Raw genomic sequence first — 21160 nt, 5'->3', positions numbered from 1 at the left:
ACCGACCTGGGCTAGGGCGGCAGCGGCGCGGGCCGGCGGCGGCGTAGCACCGCCAGCAGCGCCGTGAAGGCCGGTGGGAGCGGCGCCTCGAAGCTCAGCCTCTCGCCGCTGATCGGGTGGTCGAGGCCCAGGGCCACCGCATGCAGGGCCTGGCCCGGCAGCTCGATCGGCAGGCGGCGGCAGCGGCTGTAGGTGGCATCCCCCACGATCGGGTGGCCGATGTGGGCGCCGTGCACGCGGATCTGGTGGGTGCGGCCGGTGTCGAGCTTGAAGCGCAGCAGGGAGTAATCGCCCAGCCGCTCGATCAGGCGCCAGTGGGTGCGGGCCAGCCGGCCCTTGTCGTCGGCCACCACGGCGTACTTCTTGCGGTCGATCGGGTGGCGGCCGATGGCGGCCTCGATCGTGCCGGACTCCGCCTGGGGCGCGCCGTGCACCACGCCCAGGTAGTCGCGGGAGGCCACGCGCTGCTGGATCTGGCGTTGCAGGTGCACCAGCGCCTGCTGACTCTTCGCCACCACGATGCAGCCGGTGGTGTCCTTGTCGAGGCGGTGCACGATGCCCGGCCGCCGCTCACCGCCGATGCCAGGCAGATCGGGGCAGTGGTGCAGCAGGCCGTTCACCAGGGTGCCGTCCTTGTTGCCAGGGGCCGGGTGCACTGTGAGCCCGGCGGGCTTGTTGAGCACGATCAGGTGGCTGTCCTCGTAGAGGATGTCGAGCGGCATCGGCTGCGGGATCAGGTAGGGGAGGGGTTCCGGCGGCGGCATCCACAGCTCCACGCAATCTCCCGGCCGCAGCGGTGTCTTGGCACGGCCGGGGCTGCCGTTGACCCGCACCAGGCCGGCGTCGATGAACTTCTGAATGCGGGCGCGGCTCTGCTCCGGCCGCTCGGCCACCAGCCAGCGATCCAGCCGCATCGGCAGGGGCCGGGGGTAGTGGAGCGTGATCAACTCCCCTTCACCTTCCCCGAACGCGCTCATGCCTGCACAGCGGCGCCGCTGGCGGCAGCTGGGTCAGCGGCAGCCGCAACGGGTGTGGCGGTGGCAGGAGCGGCGGTTTTCTGGGGCGGGCGCTCCAGGGCGATCGGTCCGAGCACGGCGCGGCGGAAGTCGTCGAGCAGGCGCTGGGCCATGCGCGCGGTGTCGCCGCTGGTGTGGCGGGCGGCAGCGGCCTCCAGCCAGGCCAGCCCATCCGGCAACGACTCCAGGGCCCTAGCACCAGCGCAATCGCGCTCGCGATCCTCTTCAGAGGCGTCGTCGTGTTCGCCATCGGCGTGCCGCCGCCCCTGGCGCCGCGGCAGTGCCACGCCGTAGCGCTTCTCCAACAGCTGCTCCGGCAGCCCGGTTTCCGGCACCGAGGCCAGGGCATCGAGCAGGTGCAGGAACGCCACCGCCACCCCCTCTCCGTCGTAGGCCGCCTGGCCGATGTCGTCGCAGAGGGCCAGCAGCAGGGCGGCCCGCTGGTCTTCCAGCCGGGGGGGCAGGACGCCGGGGGCATCGAGCAGATCGAGCGCCTGGCCCACCCGCACCCAGCGCAGTGTGCGGGTGACCCCGGCCCGGCGCGCGCTTTCCACCGCCTTCTGGCGCACCAGCCGGTTGATCAGCGCCGACTTGCCCACGTTGGGGAAACCGAGCACCAGGGCCCGCACCGGCCTCGGGCGCATGCCGCGGCCGGCGCGGCGGGCATTGAGCTGGTCACCCGCCCGGATCGCCGCCTCCTGCAGCTGCTTCACGCCCGTGCCGGTCTTGGCGTCGCACCACCAGGGCACTTCGCCCTGGTCGCGCAGCCAGCGGTCCCACGACAGACGCGCCGCTTCACTGACCATGTCGCGGCGGTTGATCACCAGCAGACGGTGCTTGCCCTCCATCCAGCGCTTCAGGCGGGGGTGACTGGTGGCGCGGGGGATGCGGGCATCGCGCACCTCGATCACCAGATCCACCTTGGCGAGCTGGGCCTTGAGCTGGCGCTCCGCCTTGGCGATGTGGCCTGGATACCACTGAATGGCGGGCTGCATCAGGGCACCACCAGCACCGGACAGGGCGCCAGCTGGATCACCCGGGCGGCGGTGCTGGGCTCATCGGCTTCGAGCGTGAGGCCCCGGGTGCCCATCACGATCACATCGGCGTTGATTTCATCGGCCACGTCGCCGATCACGAAGGCGGGATTGCCCTCCCGCTCGATCACCTCGCAGGCCACCCCCGCCTGCTCGAAGTGGCTGCGGGCCTGCTCCAGCAGGCTGGCCACAGCAGCCGCATCGTGCATGGCCCCCTCCGGTTCCACCACCGAGAGCACCACCAGCCGCCCGTTGTGCTGCTGGGCCAGGCGCAGCGTGAAGCCCGCCGTCTCCATGGTCTGACGGCTCTGATCGATGGGGAACAAGATGGTGGAGAACATCGGTCAGAGCCCCGACGGGACAGAAGGGGCAGGCAAGTTGCTGACCTTGTCCTAGCGCCCGCTGTGCCGGAGACCACCACCCGGTTCAACAGGGGCAGGGCCACGGGTTAATGTCGCGCATCTTTCCTTACATCTTGAATCCATGACGAAGCGCTCCCTGGCCAGCCTCTCCGCCGATGAACTGAGCGGCAAGCGCGTCCTGGTGAGGGTCGACTTCAACGTGCCCCTCGACGGCGACGGCACCATCACCGACGACACCCGCATCCGGGCCGCCCTGCCCACGATCAACGACCTCACCGCCAAGGGCGCCCGTGTGATCCTGGCGGCTCACTTCGGCCGTCCCAAGGGCGAGGTGAACGAAACGATGCGCCTCACCCCGGTGGCGGCCCGCCTCGCGGAGCTGCTCGGCAAGCCCGTGGTCAAGACCGACAGCTGCATCGGCCCCGATGCCGACGCCAAGGTGGCGGCCATGGCCGACGGCGATGTGGTGCTGCTGGAGAACGTGCGCTTCTTCGCCGAGGAAGAAAAGAACGAGCCCGGCTTCGCCGCCAAGCTCGCCGCCCTGGCAGACGTTTATGTGAACGATGCCTTCGGCGCCGCCCACCGCGCCCATGCCTCCACCGAGGGCGTCACCAAGTACCTGAGCCCCAGCGTGGCCGGCCACCTGATGGAGAAGGAGCTGCAGTACCTCCAGGGCGCCATCGATGAGCCCCAGCGGCCGCTGGCGGCGATCGTGGGCGGCTCCAAGGTGAGCAGCAAAATCGGCGTGCTCGAAGCCCTGATCGACAAGTGCGACAAGGTGCTGATCGGCGGCGGCATGATCTTCACCTTCTACAAGGCCCGCGGCCTGGCGGTGGGCAAGAGCCTGGTGGAAGAGGACAAGCTGGAACTGGCCAAGGAGCTGGAGGCCAAGGCGGCTGCCAAGGGCGTGCAGCTGCTGCTGCCCACCGATGTGGTGCTCGCCGATGCCTTCTCCCCGGACGCCAACAGTCAGACCACCGCGATCGATGCCATCCCCGAGGGCTGGATGGGCCTGGACATCGGCCCCGACTCGATCAAGGCCTTCCAGGAGGCCCTGGCCGACTGCAAGACCGTGATCTGGAACGGCCCCATGGGCGTGTTCGAGTTCGACAAGTTCGCCGCTGGCACCAACGGCATCGCCCACACCCTGGCCGACCTGAGCGGCAAGGGCTGCTGCACGATCATCGGCGGCGGTGATTCGGTGGCGGCTGTGGAGAAGGTGGGCGTGGCCGAGCGCATGAGCCACATCTCCACCGGTGGCGGCGCCAGCCTGGAGCTGCTGGAAGGCAAGGTGCTGCCGGGCGTGGCCGCCCTCGACGAGGCCTGATCACCACCTTGCCCCCAGCGGCGCCGGCTCAGAGCGCCTGCTTGCCGCCCCAGCCGCGGCGGCCGCCTTTGCCGTCACCCTTCGGCTCGGGCATGGGAAGGCCCAGCTTCTGGTTGATGGCCCGCGCCTGATCGCGGTTCTTGCTCATCAGGGCGCGGCGGCTTTCCATCGCCTTCTGGCGGCAGGCCTGCAGGGCCTCCATGTCGGTGGCGGCGGTGATGCAGCGCTCCCCGTTCTGGAGGATCGAGATCTGCTCGGCGTGGGTTTTCAATGACTGGCTGCGGCGGAAGCTGAACAGCTCCTGCTTCTGGCTGGGGGTGAGCTTCTCGACCGACTCGAGCCAGGCCTTGCGACCGGCGCCGGGGCCGGCGCCCCCACCGGCGCCAGGGCCGGCGCCAGGAACAGCCAGGGCCTGGCCGGCGGCCAGATGGACGATCACCGCCAGGGTGGCGGCGACAGGGGGCAGCAAGAGACGTTGCAGACGGGTGGTGGACATCAGGAGAGTTTCTGTTTGGTCCCCCCCATGCTGTCCCTGATCTCCAACTGAACGCACACTCAGCCACCCGACGAAGGTGACCGGATGTGGCTGGCGGAAGCGCTCAGGGCGTGAGTGCGGCCCGATCGCCCACCACCCGCACCCGCTTGGTGGTGCTGACGATGCCATCGGGATGCACCAGCAGCACGGCCCAGGTCTGGCTGCCGGGCTGCTGGGGCGCCTGCACCACCTTGAACACCCCGCCGCCACCGAGGGCGGTGAGTTCAAGGTTGGGGCTGTTGTAGGTGCGGATCTGTTCTTCGGTCACGGCGGTGATGCCGCCGGCAGCCACCGCCCCGTCCAGCGGGTTGTCGAACACCACGTCCACGTCGTACCGCTGGCCGGTGAGCACCGCATCAGGAATGAGCACGCTGACCGGCAGGTCGGTGCTGCCGCTGCGCAGGGTGGCACTCTCGGAAATCAGCTCCTGGCCATCAAGCCGCCCATCACGGATCTTGAGGGCCAACAGCTGCTCCGCCTGAAGGCGGTAGAGAAAGGCGCCCACCTGGCTGCTGCCGCTGACACTGATGCGCACGGTGCTGCGGCCGTCTTTGAGGTTCTCCCCTGGGCTGATCTGCCAGCGGGCATCAGGAAAGCGCGTGCGCAGGCTGCGGTAACGGGCTTCGACATCGGCAGGATCGAGGCCACCGCCGGGCTTGAGCAGGACGGCCAGGCTGTCGGGGGAGCCGCTGTTGAGAGCTGTCTCCAAGTTGCGGAGCAGGTCGGGGCTGGGAACGGCCGCCAGCGCCGCCGGCGCCCAGCAGGCGGCCGCGAGCACCAGTGCCGACAGCATCAAGCGTGGCCGGAACGGACCCGGAATCGGCAGAGGGGTGCGCATCGGCAGACCGGTGAGCGGCTGGCAAATGGACGACAGGCGGTTTCGCGACAGGCGGCACTGCGACATGGGCGTTTGGCGGCCGTCGGGGTGCTTTTAAGTTAGGCGCGCCCGGGAAGGCTGATGACCCACTTGTTGATCGCCGCCAGCGGCACCGGTGGCCACCTGTTTCCTGCCCTGGCAGTGGCCGAGGCCCTGCCGGCCTCCTGGGCCGTGAGCTGGCTGGGGGTGCCCGATCGGCTGGAGACGGAGCTGGTGCCGCGCCGTTATCCCCTGCACACCGTGCGCGCCGGTGGGCTGCAGGGCAAGGGCCCGCGCAAGCTCTGGCAGTTGCTGCGCTTGATCGCCGCCAGCGGCCAGGTGCGGCGCCTGATCCGCCGTGAACGGATCCAGGTGGTATTCAGCACCGGCGGCTACATCGCCGCGCCCGCCATCCTGGCCGCCCGCTGGTGCGGCATTCCGGTGGTGCTGCACGAATCCAACGCCGTGCCCGGACGGGTGACGCGGCTGCTGGGCCGCTGGTGCTGCCGGGTGGCGATCGGCCTGCCGGCAGCGGCAGCGCGCCTGCCCGGCAGCACACCGCTGCTCACCGGCACCCCCGTGCGCCGCGCCTTTCTCCAGCCCGCGCCGCTGCCGGTCTGGGTGCCGGCGGGGGAGGGGCCGCTGCTGCTGGTGATGGGCGGCAGCCAGGGGGCGCTGGGGCTGAACCGCATGGTGCGGCCACTGCTGCCGGCCCTGCTGAACGCCGGCTGCCGCGTGGTGCATCTCACCGGCAGCAACGACCCGGAGGTGGGCGGCCTGCAGCATCCGGCCCTGGTGGAGCGCGCCTTCAGCGATGAACTGCCCGGGCTGCTGCAGCACACCGACCTGGCGATCAGCAGGGCCGGGGCCGGCAGCCTCAGTGAGCTGGCGGTCTGCGGCACGCCCGCCGTGCTTGTTCCCTACCCGCAGGCCGCCGACCAGCACCAGGAGGCCAACGCCGCCGCCGCCGCCGCCAGCGGAGCGGCGGTGATCGTGCACCAGCACGCGGCGGAGCATCCGGCCCTGGGCCGAACGCTGTGGCGGCTGATCGGACCCAGGCTGCGGAGCAGTGCCCCTGCCGCAGATCCGCTGCTGGAGCTGCGCGGCGGCATGGAGCGCCTGGCGGTACGTGATGCCGATCGGCAACTGGCCCTGCTGCTGGAGGCGCTCATCCCGGCCACTCACGACGCAGCGCCCTGAGGATGCGGCGGTTGCCGCGGCGGTCCTGCAGGCCAATGCGCAGCCAGCACTCCCCCAGCCCGGCAAAGGAACGGCAGTCACGCAGGAGGATGCGGTGGCGGATCTCCAGCCGCTCGCGCAGCTCCAGCAAAGAGCGATCGCCGCGCAGCAGCAGGAAGTTGGCCGCCGCGGCCTGCGGGCTCAGCCCCGGCAGGCGCTCCAGCTGGCGGTGGAACCAGGGGCCTTCCCGCGCCACCCAGCGCTGCACACGTTGCTGCCAGCGCCGATCGGCGATCACCAGCGGGCCGACGGCAGCGGCCAGACCGTTCACCGGCCAGGGATCCCGCCACCCCTGCCAGCGCTGCAGCCGCGCCGGAGCCGCCACCGCATAGCCGAGCCGCAGCCCGGCGATCGCCATCAGCTTGGTGAGGCTGCGGATCACGATCAACTGGGGGTGATCTGCCACCAGGGGCACCAGCGAGTGGCGCTCCCCATCGGGCACCAGCGGCAGAAACGCCTCATCCACGATCACCAGCGCGAAGCGGTCAAGCAGCGGCTCAAGGGAGCGACGGTCCCACAATTGGCCCGTGGGGTTGTGGGGATTGGTGATCCACAGCGCCGCGCCGGAACCGGCCGGGGCGGGGAAGGGGAGCGGGCAGGCCCAGAGCGGCGGGGCGCCAGGGGGGCCTGGAGCTGCCGGTGGCGCCGGCAAGGGCAGCGGCAACGGCTCCATGGCCCCGTCCCAGCAGACCAGCGCACGGCGGTAATCGGCGAAGCCGGGCTCAGGCAGCAGGCTTGAGCCCGCCGCCGCCGCGTCCCTGGCCGCCCAGGTGAACAGTTCGGCAGCCCCATTGCCGGGCAGCACCGCCGCCGGGTCGATGCCGTGGTGGCTGCCGATCGCCGACCGCAGCTGGCCGTAGCTGCGGTCGGGGTAGTCGCGCAGGGCCGTGCCGGCGCTCCCACCCGCCAGGCAGCGCCGCAGCGCCCGCCGCAGGGAGGCAGGGGGGCCGAACGGCACCAGGGAAGCGCTGGCATCGAGCAGCTGCTGGGGCTGGCAGCCGAGGCGGCGCGCGGTGGCCGCCAGGTTGCCGCCGTGGCGAAGGTCAGGCTCCGCGCCGCCCGGCATGCCGGTCATCGTCCCCCCGCTTTCAGACTCACCATCCTTTAATCTGATCTTGCTTTGGACAGTGCCGGTCCAGTCTGTGTCGCCACAACGGGTCATCGAGCATGTCAGCAAGGTGCTGCTGGGCAAGGAGCAGCAGATCCGCCTGGCGGTGGCCTGCCTGCTGGCCCGCGGCCACCTGCTGATTGAAGATCTGCCCGGCATGGGCAAAACCACCCTCGCCGAAGCCCTCGCCCGCTGTTTCGGGCTGGAATTCAAGCGGGTGCATTTCACCAGCGATCTGCTCCCCGCCGATCTCACAGGCATCGGTGTGCTCGAAACGGGCAGCGGCAGCTTCAGCTTCCAGCCCGGCCCCCTGTTCAGCCAGGTGCTCCTGGCCGATGAGATCAACCGGGCCAGTCCGCGCACCCAGAGCGCGCTGCTGGAGGCGATGGCCAGCGGCCGGGTCAGCGTTGATGGCACCAGCCATGAGCTGCCCATTCCTTTCTTCGTGATCGCCACCCAGAACGGGCTGGATCAAACCGGCACCGCCCCGCTGCCGGAATCCCAGCTGGATCGTTTCCTGATGCGGCTCACCCTCGGCTTCCCGGAGCGGCAGGCGGAGCTGGCCCTGCTCAGCGGCCAGGCGATGCGGCCGGAGCAGCTGCCGGCCCTGCTGACCCCCGCCGATCTGCTCGCCCTGCAGCAGCAGGCAACGGCCCAGCACGCCGAGCCGTCCCTGCTGGCCTATGTGCTCGATCTGGTGGAGTTGAGCCGTCAGGGCAGCTTCGGGGCCTCGCCGCTCTCGCCCCGTGCCGCCCAGTCGCTGCTGGCGGCGGCGCGGGCCTGGTCTTTGCTGGAAGGGCGCGATTTCGTGATTCCCGCCGATGTGCAGGCGGTGCTGCCCAGCGTCTGCGAGCACCGCATGGACGACGGCGAGCCCGTCGGCACCAACGGCGCCGGCGCCAGCGAGGCCGGCAGCTGGAGCCAGCGTTTGCTGGCGGGCGTCGATGGTCTCCGCTGAACGGCTGCCCATGCCCAAGCCGGCCAAGTTCAGCGGCATGTTCCGACCCCACATCGGGCAGCAACTGCGCCTGGGTGCCCGCAGCATCTACATCCTGCCCACCGGCTTCGGCGTCCTCTGGCTGATGGCCGTCGCCCTGCTGCAGGTGGTGGGCATCCAGCTCCAGAGCAACGGCGCGCTGATGATGTCGTATCTGCTGCTGGGGCTGTTCCTGCTGGCGATGCATCTCACGGCCTTCAACCTGCAGGGCCTTGAGATGAGCTGCAGCGCCCCCCCACCAGGGTTTGCCGATGCCCCGCTCAGCTATCCGGTGGTGGTGCGCAGCCGCTGCCATCGCGATCAACTGCGCTTCGAGTTCGTCGCAGGCTCGTCGCCCTGGCAGGACAGCCTCCGCCAGGGCGCCGATCAGGAGATCCAGCCGGGCCAGGCCCTGCTGTCGATTCCCTGGCAACCGCAGCAGCGGGGACAGCAACGGCCCGGCCGGCTGCGCATCAGCTCCAGCGCTCCTCTTGGCCTGTTCCGCTGCTGGAGCCTGTGGGAACCGCCCACAGCCCAGCTGGTCTACCCCGCCCGCCGCGAAGGGCCGGTGGCCGAACGCTGCGCCGATGCGGAGGGGAACCGGCCGAATGTGAACGGCCCCCCCAGCTCCGCAGGGCACGACCACTGGGTCGACCTGCGCCCGCACCGGGCCGAGGAAGGGGTCAGCCGGCTGTTCTGGAAATCGCTGGCACGGGGCCGGGGCGCCCACGCCAAGGTGTTCGTCGGCTCGCCGCCATCGGAGCGCCTGCTGAGCCTCCAAGCGGGCCTGCCGAAGGAGCAGGCGATTGAGCACATCTGCGCCCGCATCTGCGCCCTCAGCGCCGCCGGAGACACCTACGGCCTGATCCTCGGCGGTACCACCATCGCTCCCGACAACGGCAGCCGCCACCGCGACCAGTGCCTGATGGCGCTGGCCCTGCTGCCATGAGTGGGCACCGGCGGCTGCAATGGGTGGCGCTTGGCCTGCTGGCCACCCTGCTGCCGGCGATCGACACCGGCATGCCCCTGAGCTGGGGAGCGATCTGTCTGATGGCGCTCACCGGCCTGAAGTTGCGCGAGGCGCGCTCCCGCAGCGAGTTAAGGCGCTCCTCGCTGCTGCTGCTGGTGATCATCGGTGTGATGGCGGCCCTGCTGCCCGGGCTGGGGCCCAGCCTGATCCAATTGCTCACCACGCTGCTGGCGCTCAGCAGCCTGCTGGCGCTGGAGCTGGGCGGCGCGTTGCAGCTGCGCACCCTGCTGGGACGCAGCCTGCGCCTGCTGGGCGCCGCCCTGCCGCTGGTGCTGGTGCTGTTTCTGCTGGTGCCGCGGGTCGGGCCGATCTGGACGGTGCCGATGGGGCAGACCGCCCGCACCGGCCTCTCCGACCGGCTCGACACCGGCAGCATCGCCAACCTGGTGGCGGTGGACACGCCAGCAGCCCGGATCAGTTTCGCGAGCGAAGCGCCGCCACCGCCGGAAGCCCGCTACTGGCGGGTGCTCACCCTGCACAGCTTTGACGGCCAGCGCTGGGAGCGCCTGCCCGGCGAGGACAGTCTCAATGCCTTGATCCCAGCCGCTGCCGGTGCACCCATGGCCAGCACCCGCGAGCAGTTCTGGCTGGCGGAACCCACCCTGCTGCCGATGCTGCCCTGGAGCGGCCAGGGGCAACCGCTGGATCCCGAGCTGCGCATCAGCCCCGATGGGGTGCTGCTCAACAACCGGCCGCCGATCGAGCGGCGCGCCTATGGCTTCACCAACCTGAGCGCGCCCGCCGCCTGGAAGCGTCAACCTCCTCGGGATGCCGCCCTGGAGCTCCCGGCAGGAATCAATCCACGCCTGCAGGCGCTCGGCCAAGAGTGGAAGGCCACCTATGCCCCTGCTGATCGGGTGGCGGCAGCCCAGCGCTGGTTCCTGTCGCAGCCGTTCCGCTACACCACCCAGCCGGGGCTGCTGCCCGGCCCCGATGCGGTGGATGCCTTCCTGTTCGACACCCGCATCGGCTTCTGCGAGCACTTCGCCTCTGGCTTCACGGCCCTGATGCGCGCCGCCGGTGTGCCGGCACGCATCGTGCTGGGGTATCAGGGGGGAGATTGGGTGCCCCAAGTGGGTGGCGGCGGCTATCTGGATGTGCGCCAAAGCGATGCGCACGCCTGGAGCGAGGTGTGGCTGGCCGACCAGGGCTGGGTGCAGGTGGATCCCACCGCCTGGGTGTCGCCGGTGCGGATCAGCGCCGGTCAGCCGATCTCCGCCGGGCAAGCCCCCCGTCAGTTCAGCCCGCTTGGCTGGGCCCTGCTGCAGTGGCGCGGCATCGATCTGCGCTGGACCGGCTGGGTGATGGGCTTCAGCCGCCAGGACCAGAGGGCGCTGATCGAGCGGTTGCTGGGCACGCGGCATGAATGGCTGGGCCTGCTGCTGGTGGCGGCGCTGGCCCTCTGCCTCGGCGTGGTGCTGCCGCTGATGCGCTGGACCCAGCGGCGGCGCGATGCCGACGCCCTGCGCCGCGAGCTGGATCGCTGCCTCCAGCGCTTGCAAGGGCTGGGGTTGGAACCCCTCCCCGGCGAAGACCTCGGCAGCTTCTGCCACCGCGCCGGGCAGCAGCGCCCTGATCTCGATGCCGTGCTCGATGAGCTGGCCCGCACCTACCTACGGCAGCGGTTCGAACCACCACAACCGCAGGACCAGCGCCAGGCCTCCAGCCAACGGCTGCGGAGGTTGCGGCACCAGCTCACGCGCTCGCCCGCTGCGGCTCCAAGCCCGCAGGGATGAGCATCCGGGAGGCGCGCCGGCCCCGTCCCAAGCCAAGCAGGCATGCGCCTCGATAGAACACCCCCATGCTCCTAGCCATCACACCATGAGCGGCACACGTCCACGGCTGGCTGCGTTGCTGCTGGGTCCGCTCACGGCCTGCGGGCTCGCCATGCCTGCCAGCGCGGCGTCCTTTGAAACGCTGGTGCGCCTGCTGGACACTCGCTCCTGCCAGCGCTGCAAGCTCCAGGACGCTGATCTGGTGCGCGCGGATCTGCGCGACGCAGACCTGCGCAACGCCGCGCTGCAACGCGCCAACCTGAGTGGCGCCCGCCTGGATGGGGCCCGGCTGGGCGGCGCAGATCTCAGCTTCACCAGCCTGAAGGGGGCCTCGCTCCGGGGCGCCGACCTGCGGGGGGCGATTCTTCAAGGCACCGATCTGCGTGATGCCGATCTCAGCGGTGCCCAGGTCGACAACGGCAGCCTGGCCACCACCCACTGGCAAGGGGCGCGAGGCCTTGATCCGGCGTTGCAGAGCTACGCCGAGTTGCACAACGCAGGCGTGGCGGCCGCCAAGGCGGGACGTCTGCCCGAGGCGGAGCGCTTCTTTGATGCGGCGATCCAGCGCGATCAGGAGGCGGCGATCAGCTGGGTGGCGCGCGGCATCGTGCGGGGGGAGCAGGCCAAGAGCGAACAGGCCGCCGCCGATTTCACCTATGCGGCCCAGCTGTATGCCGCCGATGGCGATCAGGCCACATCTGAGCAGTTGCAGAAGGCCTCCGCCGATTTGACGAAAGGGCCAAAAGCCGGGAGTGGCAGCGGCAACGCCATCGGCAGCCAGGTTGTGGGAGGGGCCATGGGTGTAGTGCAGTTCCTGCTGCCGTTGGCCGCCAAAGCTTTCATTCCCCTGGCGTTCTGATCTGAGCCCTAACCCCAAGTCAAGTTCACTGCGGGTTGCTCATGAACTGACGGGATTCCGGGGTGGAAGGTTGGAAGCCATAGCCGAAGGTACCGCCATCGTTGTCGGAGATGATTCGCGGGGTGACCATGATCACCAACTCGCGCTTTTCGCGGCGGTTGAAGGAGCCCCGGAAGAACTGACCGATCAAGGGAATGTCGCCGAGGATGGGCCATTTGGTCACCTCGGCAACGTCCACATCGGAAATCACGCCGGTGAGGATCAGGGTCTGGCCGTCGCGTACCCGCAGTGCACCGGTGTCCAAGCGACGCACGCTGAGGATGCTGATCTGGCTGGTACAAGTGGGAGGCCCCGGCACCGAGCCGGTCACAGCAGAAATACTGGGCGAAAGCGAGAAGGTCACGAAACCGTTATCGTCAATCTTCTCTATGCGTGCGCCCAGCACAAGGCCAGCAGTAGAAAGCTCCAGCGAGCACTGGGTGCCTCCGTTTTCCTGCTGCGTCACCTCAACGTTGGTGATCACGTTGGTGCCCACCCGAACCGCTGCTTCGTTGGCACGGCTACGGGCGATTGGAGAGTCAATCGTATAAGCATCAAGCCCTTGGTTGGAGCTGCCCCCAGACCCACCACCACCATCTGCGCCACCATCGCGGAGGCGGGAGGGATTTTCCTGCAGGATCAGGGTGGGGCTGGCGATCAACTTGGTGTTTCGCGAAACAATCTGCGCTTGAACAAAGTCGAAGAAGTTGTCGCGTGGAAAGTTCTGTCCCGGGTTTTGACGGAAACCATCCGTCAAGGAAGATCCAATCGATCGGGCACCATCCAATGCGGCCGATCCGGTGGCGACAAGGCCTGGCAAATTTGTACCCGATGTTGTAACTGTGCCAGGAGTCGTTCCTTGGGCGGGTGTGAGTTCAACTGTCAGGTCACTCGGAACACCCCGGCGAAAATCTCCGGCATTGGGTGGCAGCCGAGACCCGAACGCCCCCAACAGCTGCCCACTGTCATTAACGATGAAATTGTTGCCCCAACGGAAGGCAAAGCTGTTGGCAATATCCTGGCTATTTTCCAGGTTGATGTCAAGGATGCGTACAGCGAGGGCCACCTGCCGCTGGCGAAGATCTAGCTGCTTGAGATAAGCCTCGGCAATCGCCACCAAGCCACTTTCCCCCACCAATGTAATGGTGCCAAGACGGGTGTCTGTGGTGCCGATCAAGCCCACCAAAGGCCCCTGGCTGGCGCCGAAGGAATTGATCTGGGTGGTGGTGGCCGTGGTGGCGGTGGAAGCGGCTGTGTTGTTGGCTGGTGTGCCCGTGGAGGCCACCTCACTGGAGGTGGCTGTGGTGGTGAAGGTCTTGTTGATCGTGGCCCCGAGGCTCGCCAGATAATCGGCAGCAGAGTTGGCTGAGGCTTGGTTAAGCCGATAAACCTTGGAAAGCTGGGAACCGAAGGTTTTGCTCAGCGCGCTGGGGCCGGCAACAATCAGATTTCCCTCAAGTTTGCCCTGGAGGCCAGAGGCCAAAAGGATCGCATTCACAGCCCTGGAATAGGGTTCATTGCGAAAGGCAATCGATACGCGCCTGCTGTCGATGGTCGCTTGCGGAGTGGCTGGGGCCGCAGCCGTCTGTGGCGTGTCATCGACGTAGACAAAGCCATAACCACCCATCTGGGCCACGGCCATCAGCGCATCCTTGGCCGGGGCGTTGCGGAGGGTCATGGTCACACTGGGCCCCCGCAGATTCACGAAGCTGCGGTTGCGCAGCAGCATGCTGCCCACGGCCATGTCACCCACCGGCGGTGCCACCGCCCTGGGTTGGAGCGGTGGCGCGAACCGCGGCTGGTCGACCCGACCCGGCGTGTTGAGGTCGAGCCTGCCGGTCTGGGTGGAAGTCTGGGGCGGCGCGGGGAAGGTCAGGATCAGATTGCGCCCATCGGCGCTCACCACCGGCCGTGGCACGGAACCGCCTCGGCTGGGAGACACCTGCAGGAAGAAACGGGTGCCTTCCCCTTCAAGGCTCACCGACTGGAAGCCCAGATCAGGCAGGCTGACGCGTTGGGGGCCACGGCGCAGGGCGCCGGGGCCCGTGAGGACGATCTGTCCTTCCCAGCCGCGGTTGTTGGTGAACTGCTGCAATTGCGGAGCGGCGCCGGTGCCTTCAATCACGAACTCCACCGCATCCGGCAGGCGGCGAATCTTCAATTCCACCGAGCTGAGCGGGGTGGCATTTCTGCTAGATCCGGCGGCAGGAGCCCCAGGCTGAAACGGGCCCACTTGGCCAGGTGCAGCAATGGCTTCACCAACCGGCAGCAGGGTCAGCACTGGAAAGGCTGCCGAAAGAGCCAAATTGCCAAGTCGTCGCACCGACCAATTCTCCGCAGGTTTCATCGTTGGGGGATCTTATCGGTAGAGCGGGAAGGGAGCCACATGAGCGGAATGAATGTGGAAATCAGGGCGTATTGGGTGGTTCTGGATCGGGTGGCTTGGGCGCTGGATCTCCCTCTCGATAAAGAGAAAGATTGAGTTTGAGTTCGGCCAGTGGAGCGGCAGTGGCGGCAGGGCCGGTTGCCTCTCGAAGGGCCACGCTCAAATCGCTCTGAACCACCAACAGACCCAGCCGCTCCAACCGGCGCAGAAAGTTGAGCAGGTTGGGATAGCGGCCACGGGCGCTGAGCAGGGTGGTGGATTTCACCAGGCCACTGGCTTCAAGAGGGTCCTGGGGAGGGGGCGGCGGGGCGTTGGGGTCAGCCGCCTGCCCTTCGGCCGCCGGAGGGGTTGCCCCAGCGGCTGGCGCAGCAGGTGCGGGCGGGGCGATGGGTTCAAACACGTCCAGCAGGATGCCGGCGGCACTGGCTTCCCGGTTGAGCTGGGCCATGAAGGTGTCGAAATCACCGCTGCCGGCAATCAGCTGCAGAAGGTTGTTCTGTTGCTGGCGGATCTTGTCGGTTTCCTCGATCTGGCGCAGCCGCTGCACCCGCAGCAGGGGCAGGCGGCGCTCCATCTCGCGCAGTTCATCGAGCTGGATCTGGTCTTGGCGCAGGGTGTTCCAGGGCTGCCAGACCCCTCCGAAGAACACCAAGCCAGAAAACAGAAGACCGGCGGCAATCGGCAGACCCGCCAGCAAGCCAATGCGCAGGGCCGGGGATGGTTGTTTGACACCTTCCTGGAGGTTCGTCATGGCAGCAGCCCCTCGCGGCGAAGCGTCTGCAGCCGCAGAGCGAGTCCTTCAGCGCCCAGGCTCTGCAGGAGGGCCAGGCGCTGATTGAGAGATTCGGCGGAGGCGCGGAAGCCCGCCGAGATCTCGAAGGCCACCAGGCTCTCCTCAGGGGCCGCTCCTGCCCCTGCAGGGGCGTCACGTCCAGCCCGAGCCAGGGTGATCTTGGCTGGATCCAGCAATGGGGAGGCCTTGAGTTGAAGCACAAGGGCGTTGATGCGCTCGAAGGCCCCAGGATCAGCGCTGCGGCCTTTCAGGATCAGCCCTTCCTTCTCCACCGTGAATTGGGTCAGCTGCAGGCCGCGGGGGGTGCGCTGGCTCAGATCGGTCATCAGCGCCGAACCGGAGCGCAGGGTCACCAACCCACCGGCCAGCGCCTCATTGCTGGCACGGGTTGTGTCATTGGCGGTTTTTTCAGCGGCCAATTCCTGCTCCAGCCTGGCCACCTGCCCCCGCACCGGTGCCAGACGCTCCAGTTCCCGGGAGAGCATCTGCTGTTGAAGCCGCATCAACAGCGAAACAGCCACCATGGCCACCACCAGGCCACCACCCACGGCGGCGCCGATCAGCAGCAGGCGGCGTGTGTCAAGCGGCGGCGACGGATCCGCTGGCAAGCCGAGTTCAACCCGGCGCTCGCGCAGCAGGTCAACAGGGGGAAGGGAGGCGCTCATCGCGACAGGTCTCCGGCCGCCAGGCCAGCCATGCGTACCAGCGCCGTTCCGCCCGCCGTATCCGTGGCGTAGGGGTCGGGGTCACTCTCGATGCCGACCAGGTTCAGCCAGCTTTGCTGCGAAGGGTCGACGATCTCCACACTCCAGGACGGCGTCGCGGAGAGCGTATCGGAAACCTGATTGCAAGCCTTGGCAGGGCCGAAAACCAACACCCGCACAGACATCATGCTCGGGTCGCGGCGCTGCCAGAACGCCAGGCACGTGCGCAGCTCCCTTTCGATTGAGGTGGCGCCGGCCGTGATGCGCCGGCTGAATTCAGGGATGCCATCGCGGACCAGCAACAGATGGGCGCTGTCGCCATGGAGCTCCAGCAACACCACCAACTCGCCAGGAGGAGAAGCAGCAATCAATTGATCCATCGCCCGCAGGGTGACCACCTGGGCGGGCTCCAGGCAGACGAGATCAAGCGCCGCGATGCTGAACACCTCCACCCAGGCCTGGATCAAGGTGCGCGGCGCGATCGCCACCAGTGATGTGGGCGGCCGGGATGGATCCCTGGAGGGGAGCGGCACCAAGGTGGTGTAGGCCTCGCTGATCGGATAAGGGAGCCCCAGATCCGGATTCAGTTCCCGCAGCGCCAGGTCGGGTTGCTCGGGCCAGTCGTCAAAGGGCCACTCCACCACTCGCAGGGTGCAGGCGGCGGCGGGCAACGCCACCACCAGCTCCGCCCCCATCAAGTTGAGCTCCACCACAAGGTCGCCGATCAGGTCGCCCAGGGCCACTTTCTGTTGGGGTTGGCCGCCGCTGCAGGTGCCGCGCGGCAAGGGCACGGTGCGCAGCAGGGAGCCCGTGGGGGGCTGGGTGGTTCCCTTCAACGCCATCAATGTGACTTGCTCATCCTCCAGCACCAACAGGAGACGGGGGGGGAACAAACGGGCTGTCAGGGGCCGCAGCCGTTCTTGCAAGCCAGCGAGAACCAAGATTGGCGAGGGGAAGGTGGCCGAATCGTATCTGGTGCCCCTCGCAGTTGCACTCAACCCGCCCCTATCCGCGCAGGAAAGGCAAACCGCTGCCCACCGCTTCACCGATGTGGCGACAGCCGTGACGGTCGAGCTGCTGCTGGAGGCCTTCGAGAATGGTGGGCACCAGGGCGGGGCCTGCGTAGATCCAGCCGGTGTACAGCTGGATCAAGGACGCCCCCGCCGTGATGCGCTCCCAGGCGGATTCAGGCGAGTCGATGCCGCCCACCCCCACCAACGGCAGGGCAGGACCGGCCGTGGCCCGCAGCCGCCGCAACACCTCCAGCGCCCGGCCCCGCAGCGGAGCACCGCTCAGGCCACCGGCCTCCTCCTCCAGGGTGCGGCCGGTCTGGGCGAGCCGGCGGGTCTCCAGCCCCAGACGGTTCAAGCTGGTGTTCACGGCGATCACCCCCGCCAGACCCTCCTGATACGCCAGCCGGGCGATCGTGTCGATGGCGTCGTCTTCCAGATCGGGAGCGATCTTCACCAGCAAGGGCGGGCAACCGGGCAGGCGGCGCAACCGCTCCACCAGCCGCCGCAACTGGGTGGCATCCTGCAGATCCCGCAGGCCAGGGGTGTTCGGCGAGCTCACGTTGATCACCGCGTAATCCGCCAGCGGTGCCAGCAGCTCCAGCGTCGAGGCGTAGTCGTCGGGGGCGCGCTCGAGCGAGGTGATCCTGGATTTGCCCAGGTTGAGGCCGAGCACGGCAGGCCGCTGGCCGGCAGGAGGCAGCTGCTGATCTTCCAGCGTGCGCTTGGCGGCCACGGCGCCGTTGTTGTTGAAGCCCATCCGGTTCAGGGCCGCCCGCTCCTGCGAAAGGCGGAACAGGCGGGGGCGCGGATTGCCAGGCTGGCCGTGCCAGGTGATCGTGCCGAGTTCGGCGGAACCGAAGCCGAACAGATGCCAGATGCCCGCCGCCACAGCGTTCTTGTCGAAGCCGGCCGCCAGGCCCACCGGGTTGCTGAAGCGGCAGCCGAAGAGGGTCTGCTCCAGGCGCAGATCCGGCCGCTGCAATTCCGCCCCCAGGCCCGCCAGGCTGCCGGACACCAGCGGCCAGTGCCGGCGCCGGGAGGCCAGCCCCAGGGCGGTGAGCGTGAGCTGGGTGAGCTGCTCGGCGTCGGCGCCGTCGTCGCGGGCCAGCAGGGGACCGACCCAGCGCCGGTAGAGCGCTTCGGTGCTGGACATGGGCGGGACCGAGGTCATGGCGGGTTCCATCAACGACGCTCCAGGCGCCAGCGGCTGGGATCGAGCGAGCGGACGTGCCAATCCCGCCACACCCAGTCACCGGGGCGCTCCGCCAGCCGGGCAAGGGGAAGATCCACCAGCTGGGCCAGCTCGGCTGCCGAGAGGGTAAACCCGCCTTCGGCCAGGCGATCCGCCAGTTCCAGGCGGCTGAGCAGGGCGGTCAGCGCCGGTGGCGCGGGGTCATCGTCGGGCGCGGGAGCCACCGCATCAGGGGCGGCGAGCGCTGGCCGGCCGCCGCGGGAAAAGGCCACGGCGATCACGTCGCAGCGGTCGTTGTCGGGGTCACCGCTGTGGCCGCGCACGTGCACGAGCGGCACATCCGGCAAGCGTGCCCGGTCCAGCGCCTCCCAGAGATCTTTGTTGAGCACCGGCCCCCCCGAGGCGGTGCGCCAGCCCTTGCGCTTCCAGCCGGCCATCCAGCGCTGCAATCCATCGATCAGGTAGCGACTGTCGGTGCGCAGGCGCAGATCCGGATGGCGCGGCAACTCCCGCAGGCGCTCCAGCACCGCCAGGGCGCCCGTCAGCTCCATGCGGTTGTTCGTGGTGGCCGGATCCGCCCCGCCTAGTTCAATCACGCTGCCGTCTTCAAAGCGCAGCAGAGCGCCCCAGCCCCCAGGGCCAGGGTTGCCACTGCAAGCGCCATCGCAGGCCGCTGCCACTACCCGTTTTGGCTCAGCACCCACTAGGCGTCAGGCAAAAAGTTCGGTAAACATTGGTTCTTTCTGCGGCCAGGACGCCAACCACCATGAAGCGAACTTACCTGGCCCTGGCAGGACTTGGCCTGGCGATGGCGGCCGGGCCCGCGCTCAGGGGCTCCGGCGCCCTGGCAAAGGGCGTGTTCAACAGCGTGCCGGTGGATGGGTCACGTTTTGCGGTGCTGGCCAAGCCGGTGGGCTCAGCCGACTGGTCGCTGCTGGTGCTTGAGCAGCTGGCCCCCCGGCCGCTGTGCTGGGAGCAGCGCCCGGACGGCCTGGTGGACCCCTCGCTCAACCGTTTCGATTTCAGCGGCATCTGCAGCCGCTACCTGGACAGCAACGGCTATTCCCTGCGCATTGCCGACCAAGATCTGGCCAGCAGCTACCGGCTGCGGCTGCGGCAGGTGGGCCAGGAACTCCAGCTGCAGGCCATGACCCCCATGGAAACCGCCGTGCTGGTGGTGGGGCGGGCCACGGTGCCGCAGCGCGACCGGGACGCATTCGTGGCGATCACGCTGGAACCCGACTGGCAGCTCAGCCGCCGTGCGTTCGGCAACCGCACCTTGAGCCACATGTATTTCGCCAACGGCACCCCCCTGGAGGAACTACTGGCAAGGGCCACCCAAGCGGAGGGTGGTTCCGCCGTGGCGCGCCGGCAACGCCTGCTGCAAGTCCGCGAGCGGCCACCGCTGGGCCGCAGGGATACCAGCAGCCCCTCCTACGAAGCGACCGATGGGCCGATCGCTCTGCAGGTGGTGCCGTTCGTGGAGTGAGCGCGCCGATGGCAGGGAATGGCAAGGCACCTGGCAGCGGTTGGCAGCAAAGCGGCGGTGACAGTTGAACCAGCGACCCATCCCGCCAGCTCCCCCCTTCCAACAACGTTATGGTTCGGGGGTGTGAGGGGTGAGGGACGACCTTCAAGGGTCGAAACAAGGACAGACTCCCTGAAACGTCCCACCTCTAAAGCCCTGCCTTCGGCGGGGCTTTTTTTTGCCTTGATGGCCTCACTGCCGCAGGGGCGGCCAACCGCTGGCGCAGGGGCGGCCAACGTTTCGCGCCCACAAAAAAGCCAGCCTCGGGGGCTGGCTTTTGGCCAGTAAAGGCCGGAAGCCGGTGGGGTGGGGCAGCCGTGGGGCCGCCCCCGGCGATCACTTGACGGTGACCTTGCCGCCCACGTCTTCGATGGCCTTCTTGATGGCTTCGGCTTCGTCTTTGGAGACGCCTTCCTTGATGGCCTTGGGAGCCGCTTCGACGAGAGCCTTGGCTTCGCCGAGGCCGAGGCCCGTGACTTCACGGACGGCCTTGAGCACCTTGATCTTGGAAGCAGCATCGAAGCCGTCGAGCACGGCATCGAATTCGGTTTGCTCCTCGACGGCTTCAGCGGCAGCGGCAGGAGCCGCCATCATCACGGCGCCGGCGGAAGCAGCGGCGGAAACGCCGAAGGCTTCTTCGATCTGCTTGACGAGCTCGGAAGCTTCCAGCAGGGAGAGGGTTTTGAGCGACTCGAGGATGGAGTCAGTGGTAGCGGACATGGTTGGGAATCAGCAACAGATCGGGGGAATGGGGAGCGAACGAATCAAAGATTCGCCGCAGTCGGCGGTCAGCCTTCGCCGGATTCGGCGTGCTGCTTGAGCGCTCGGGCAAGACCGGACGGAACTTCGTTGATGCTTACAGCCAACTTGGTGGCCACGGCGTTGATCGCGCCTGCGATCTGCGCCAGCAGCACCTCCTTGGAGGGCAGCTCACCGATGGCCTTGACGTCGTTCTGGGAAAGAAGCTTGCCTTCGAAAAGGCCTCCTTTCACTTCCGACTTCTTGGTGTCCTTCTGGAAGGACTGAACGGCCTTGACGGCTGTGCCGACATCGCCCTTGATCAGGACGAAGGCGTTGGTGCCGGTGAGCAGGGAATCAAGTTCCGACCAGGCACTGTTTCCATCGATCGCTCGGCGCATCAAGGTGTTTTTGGTCACCTTGCAGATGCCGTTGCTGGCCCGCAGGCGGGTGCGCAGGTCGGTCATCTCCTTGATCGACAGGCCCTTGAAATCAAGGACCAGTGCCATTTCCGATGCACCGAGGAGCCCCTTGAGCTCTTCGACGATCTGTTGCTTGCTCTCCAGTTTGCGGCCCATAGGAGTGGAACGAATCGGTGGGAACAAGCTGGGCCCGCGGCCCCTGAAGCCCTCCACTGGGTAGTGACGGAC

21 protein-coding genes are annotated in these 21160 nt (G+C 68.2%); 7 read left to right on the top strand and 14 right to left on the bottom strand.

The features are described 5' to 3' along the window. Nucleotides 1–11: 11 nt before the first annotated feature. The 3 genes from KBY97_RS06330 to KBY97_RS06320 are packed head-to-tail and all read right to left on the bottom strand — an operon-like array spanning nucleotide 12 to nucleotide 2391. Nucleotides 12–977 carry an RluA family pseudouridine synthase gene (locus KBY97_RS06330; protein WP_255145848.1) on the bottom strand — a complete coding sequence of 322 codons (966 nt, stop codon included), beginning with the start codon at nucleotides 975–977 and terminating at the stop codon, nucleotides 12–14. After that, on the bottom strand, nucleotides 974–2014 hold the full coding sequence (gene ylqF / locus KBY97_RS06325) for a ribosome biogenesis GTPase YlqF (protein ID WP_255145951.1): 1041 nt from the start codon (nucleotides 2012–2014) through the stop codon (nucleotides 974–976). The genes KBY97_RS06330 and ylqF overlap by 4 nt, the downstream gene beginning before the upstream one ends. Next, the gene (locus tag KBY97_RS06320; protein ID WP_255145847.1) at nucleotides 2011–2391 is read right to left on the bottom strand and encodes a universal stress protein; all 381 of its coding nucleotides are present in this window, start codon (nucleotides 2389–2391) and stop codon (nucleotides 2011–2013) included. Before KBY97_RS06320 ends, ylqF begins: the two co-directional genes overlap by 4 nt. Before the next feature lie 142 nt (nucleotides 2392–2533). Here KBY97_RS06320 and KBY97_RS06315 point away from each other — a divergent pair, with 142 nt between their 5' ends. Beyond that, nucleotides 2534–3739 (top strand): phosphoglycerate kinase, encoded by a 1206-nt coding sequence (locus KBY97_RS06315; protein WP_255145846.1) that lies wholly within the window; start codon nucleotides 2534–2536, stop codon nucleotides 3737–3739. A 28-nt stretch (nucleotides 3740–3767) separates the two neighbouring features. Here KBY97_RS06315 and KBY97_RS06310 read toward each other — a convergent pair whose 3' ends face one another. Together KBY97_RS06310 and KBY97_RS06305 are read right to left on the bottom strand one after the other, a co-directional pair. After that, nucleotides 3768–4235 (bottom strand): hypothetical protein, encoded by a 468-nt coding sequence (locus KBY97_RS06310; RefSeq protein ID WP_255145845.1) that lies wholly within the window; start codon nucleotides 4233–4235, stop codon nucleotides 3768–3770. A 103-nt stretch (nucleotides 4236–4338) separates the two neighbouring features. After that, nucleotides 4339–5112, bottom strand: a complete 774-nt coding sequence (locus KBY97_RS06305; RefSeq protein ID WP_255145844.1) for a hypothetical protein — start codon at nucleotides 5110–5112, stop codon at nucleotides 4339–4341. 120 nt (nucleotides 5113–5232) lie between these two features. Here KBY97_RS06305 and KBY97_RS06300 point away from each other — a divergent pair, with 120 nt between their 5' ends. Next, on the top strand, nucleotides 5233–6330 hold the full coding sequence (locus tag KBY97_RS06300) for a glycosyltransferase (protein ID WP_255145843.1): 1098 nt from the start codon (nucleotides 5233–5235) through the stop codon (nucleotides 6328–6330). On the opposite strand, the gene KBY97_RS06295 is transcribed toward KBY97_RS06300, so the two are convergent. Continuing rightward, complete coding sequence (locus KBY97_RS06295; RefSeq protein ID WP_399217387.1) at nucleotides 6299–7444, bottom strand: pyridoxal phosphate-dependent aminotransferase; 1146 nt, start codon at nucleotides 7442–7444, stop codon at nucleotides 6299–6301. The two genes, KBY97_RS06300 and KBY97_RS06295, sit on opposite strands and share 32 nt — an antisense overlap. Before the next feature lie 52 nt (nucleotides 7445–7496). Between KBY97_RS06295 and KBY97_RS06290 the strand changes: the two genes are divergently transcribed. The 4 genes from KBY97_RS06290 (at nucleotide 7497) to KBY97_RS06275 (ending at nucleotide 12117) form a co-directional block, all read left to right on the top strand. Beyond that, complete coding sequence (locus KBY97_RS06290) at nucleotides 7497–8435, top strand: MoxR family ATPase (protein ID WP_255145842.1); 939 nt, start codon at nucleotides 7497–7499, stop codon at nucleotides 8433–8435. Between the two features lie 10 nt (nucleotides 8436–8445). Then, a complete protein-coding gene (locus KBY97_RS06285; protein WP_255145841.1) occupies nucleotides 8446–9402 on the top strand; it encodes a hypothetical protein in 957 nt (318 codons plus the stop codon). Then, a complete protein-coding gene (locus KBY97_RS06280) occupies nucleotides 9399–11219 on the top strand; it encodes a DUF3488 and transglutaminase-like domain-containing protein (protein ID WP_255145840.1) in 1821 nt (606 codons plus the stop codon). Before KBY97_RS06285 ends, KBY97_RS06280 begins: the two co-directional genes overlap by 4 nt. Before the next feature lie 85 nt (nucleotides 11220–11304). Further along, a complete protein-coding gene (locus tag KBY97_RS06275; RefSeq protein WP_255145839.1) occupies nucleotides 11305–12117 on the top strand; it encodes a pentapeptide repeat-containing protein in 813 nt (270 codons plus the stop codon). Between the two features lie 25 nt (nucleotides 12118–12142). Here the strand turns inward: KBY97_RS06275 and KBY97_RS06270 are convergent, their stop codons facing one another. The 6 genes from KBY97_RS06270 to KBY97_RS06245 form a co-directional block, all read right to left on the bottom strand. Next, the gene (locus KBY97_RS06270; protein ID WP_255145838.1) at nucleotides 12143–14074 is read right to left on the bottom strand and encodes a type II secretion system protein GspD; all 1932 of its coding nucleotides are present in this window, start codon (nucleotides 14072–14074) and stop codon (nucleotides 12143–12145) included. A gap of 490 nt (nucleotides 14075–14564) precedes the next feature. Then, on the bottom strand, nucleotides 14565–15293 hold the full coding sequence (locus KBY97_RS06265) for a hypothetical protein (RefSeq protein WP_255145837.1): 729 nt from the start codon (nucleotides 15291–15293) through the stop codon (nucleotides 14565–14567). Next, on the bottom strand, nucleotides 15290–16000 hold the full coding sequence (locus KBY97_RS06260; protein WP_255145836.1) for a PilN domain-containing protein: 711 nt from the start codon (nucleotides 15998–16000) through the stop codon (nucleotides 15290–15292). Before KBY97_RS06260 ends, KBY97_RS06265 begins: the two co-directional genes overlap by 4 nt. Then, the gene (gene pilM / locus KBY97_RS06255) at nucleotides 15997–16911 is read right to left on the bottom strand and encodes a type IV pilus biogenesis protein PilM (protein ID WP_255145835.1); all 915 of its coding nucleotides are present in this window, start codon (nucleotides 16909–16911) and stop codon (nucleotides 15997–15999) included. Before pilM ends, KBY97_RS06260 begins: the two co-directional genes overlap by 4 nt. Nucleotides 16912–17044: 133 nt before the next feature. Continuing rightward, complete coding sequence (locus KBY97_RS06250) at nucleotides 17045–18235, bottom strand: quinone-dependent dihydroorotate dehydrogenase (RefSeq protein ID WP_255145834.1); 1191 nt, start codon at nucleotides 18233–18235, stop codon at nucleotides 17045–17047. Beyond that, nucleotides 18235–18948: a ribonuclease H gene (locus KBY97_RS06245; RefSeq protein WP_255145833.1), complete on the bottom strand. Its 714-nt coding sequence runs from the start codon at nucleotides 18946–18948 to the stop codon at nucleotides 18235–18237. Before KBY97_RS06245 ends, KBY97_RS06250 begins: the two co-directional genes overlap by 1 nt. 62 nt (nucleotides 18949–19010) lie before the next feature. On the opposite strand from KBY97_RS06245, the gene KBY97_RS06240 reads away from it, so the two are divergent. After that, nucleotides 19011–19733 carry a DUF3747 domain-containing protein gene (locus KBY97_RS06240; protein WP_255145832.1) on the top strand — a complete coding sequence of 241 codons (723 nt, stop codon included), beginning with the start codon at nucleotides 19011–19013 and terminating at the stop codon, nucleotides 19731–19733. Nucleotides 19734–20108: 375 nt separating this feature from the next. Here KBY97_RS06240 and rplL read toward each other — a convergent pair whose 3' ends face one another. Both rplL and rplJ read right to left on the bottom strand, forming a co-directional pair. Next, on the bottom strand, nucleotides 20109–20492 hold the full coding sequence (gene rplL / locus KBY97_RS06235; RefSeq protein ID WP_255145831.1) for a 50S ribosomal protein L7/L12: 384 nt from the start codon (nucleotides 20490–20492) through the stop codon (nucleotides 20109–20111). 68 nt (nucleotides 20493–20560) lie between these two features. Continuing rightward, complete coding sequence (gene rplJ, locus KBY97_RS06230) at nucleotides 20561–21088, bottom strand: 50S ribosomal protein L10 (RefSeq protein WP_255145830.1); 528 nt, start codon at nucleotides 21086–21088, stop codon at nucleotides 20561–20563. Nucleotides 21089–21160: the final 72 nt, after the last annotated feature.

The sequence above is a fragment of the Synechococcus sp. ATX 2A4 genome, from assembly GCF_024346375.1.
GTDB lineage: Bacteria > Cyanobacteriota > Cyanobacteriia > PCC-6307 > Cyanobiaceae > MW101C3.
Note: the sequence above shows the minus strand (reverse complement) of the source record. Positions and strands in the feature narration are given on the sequence as shown.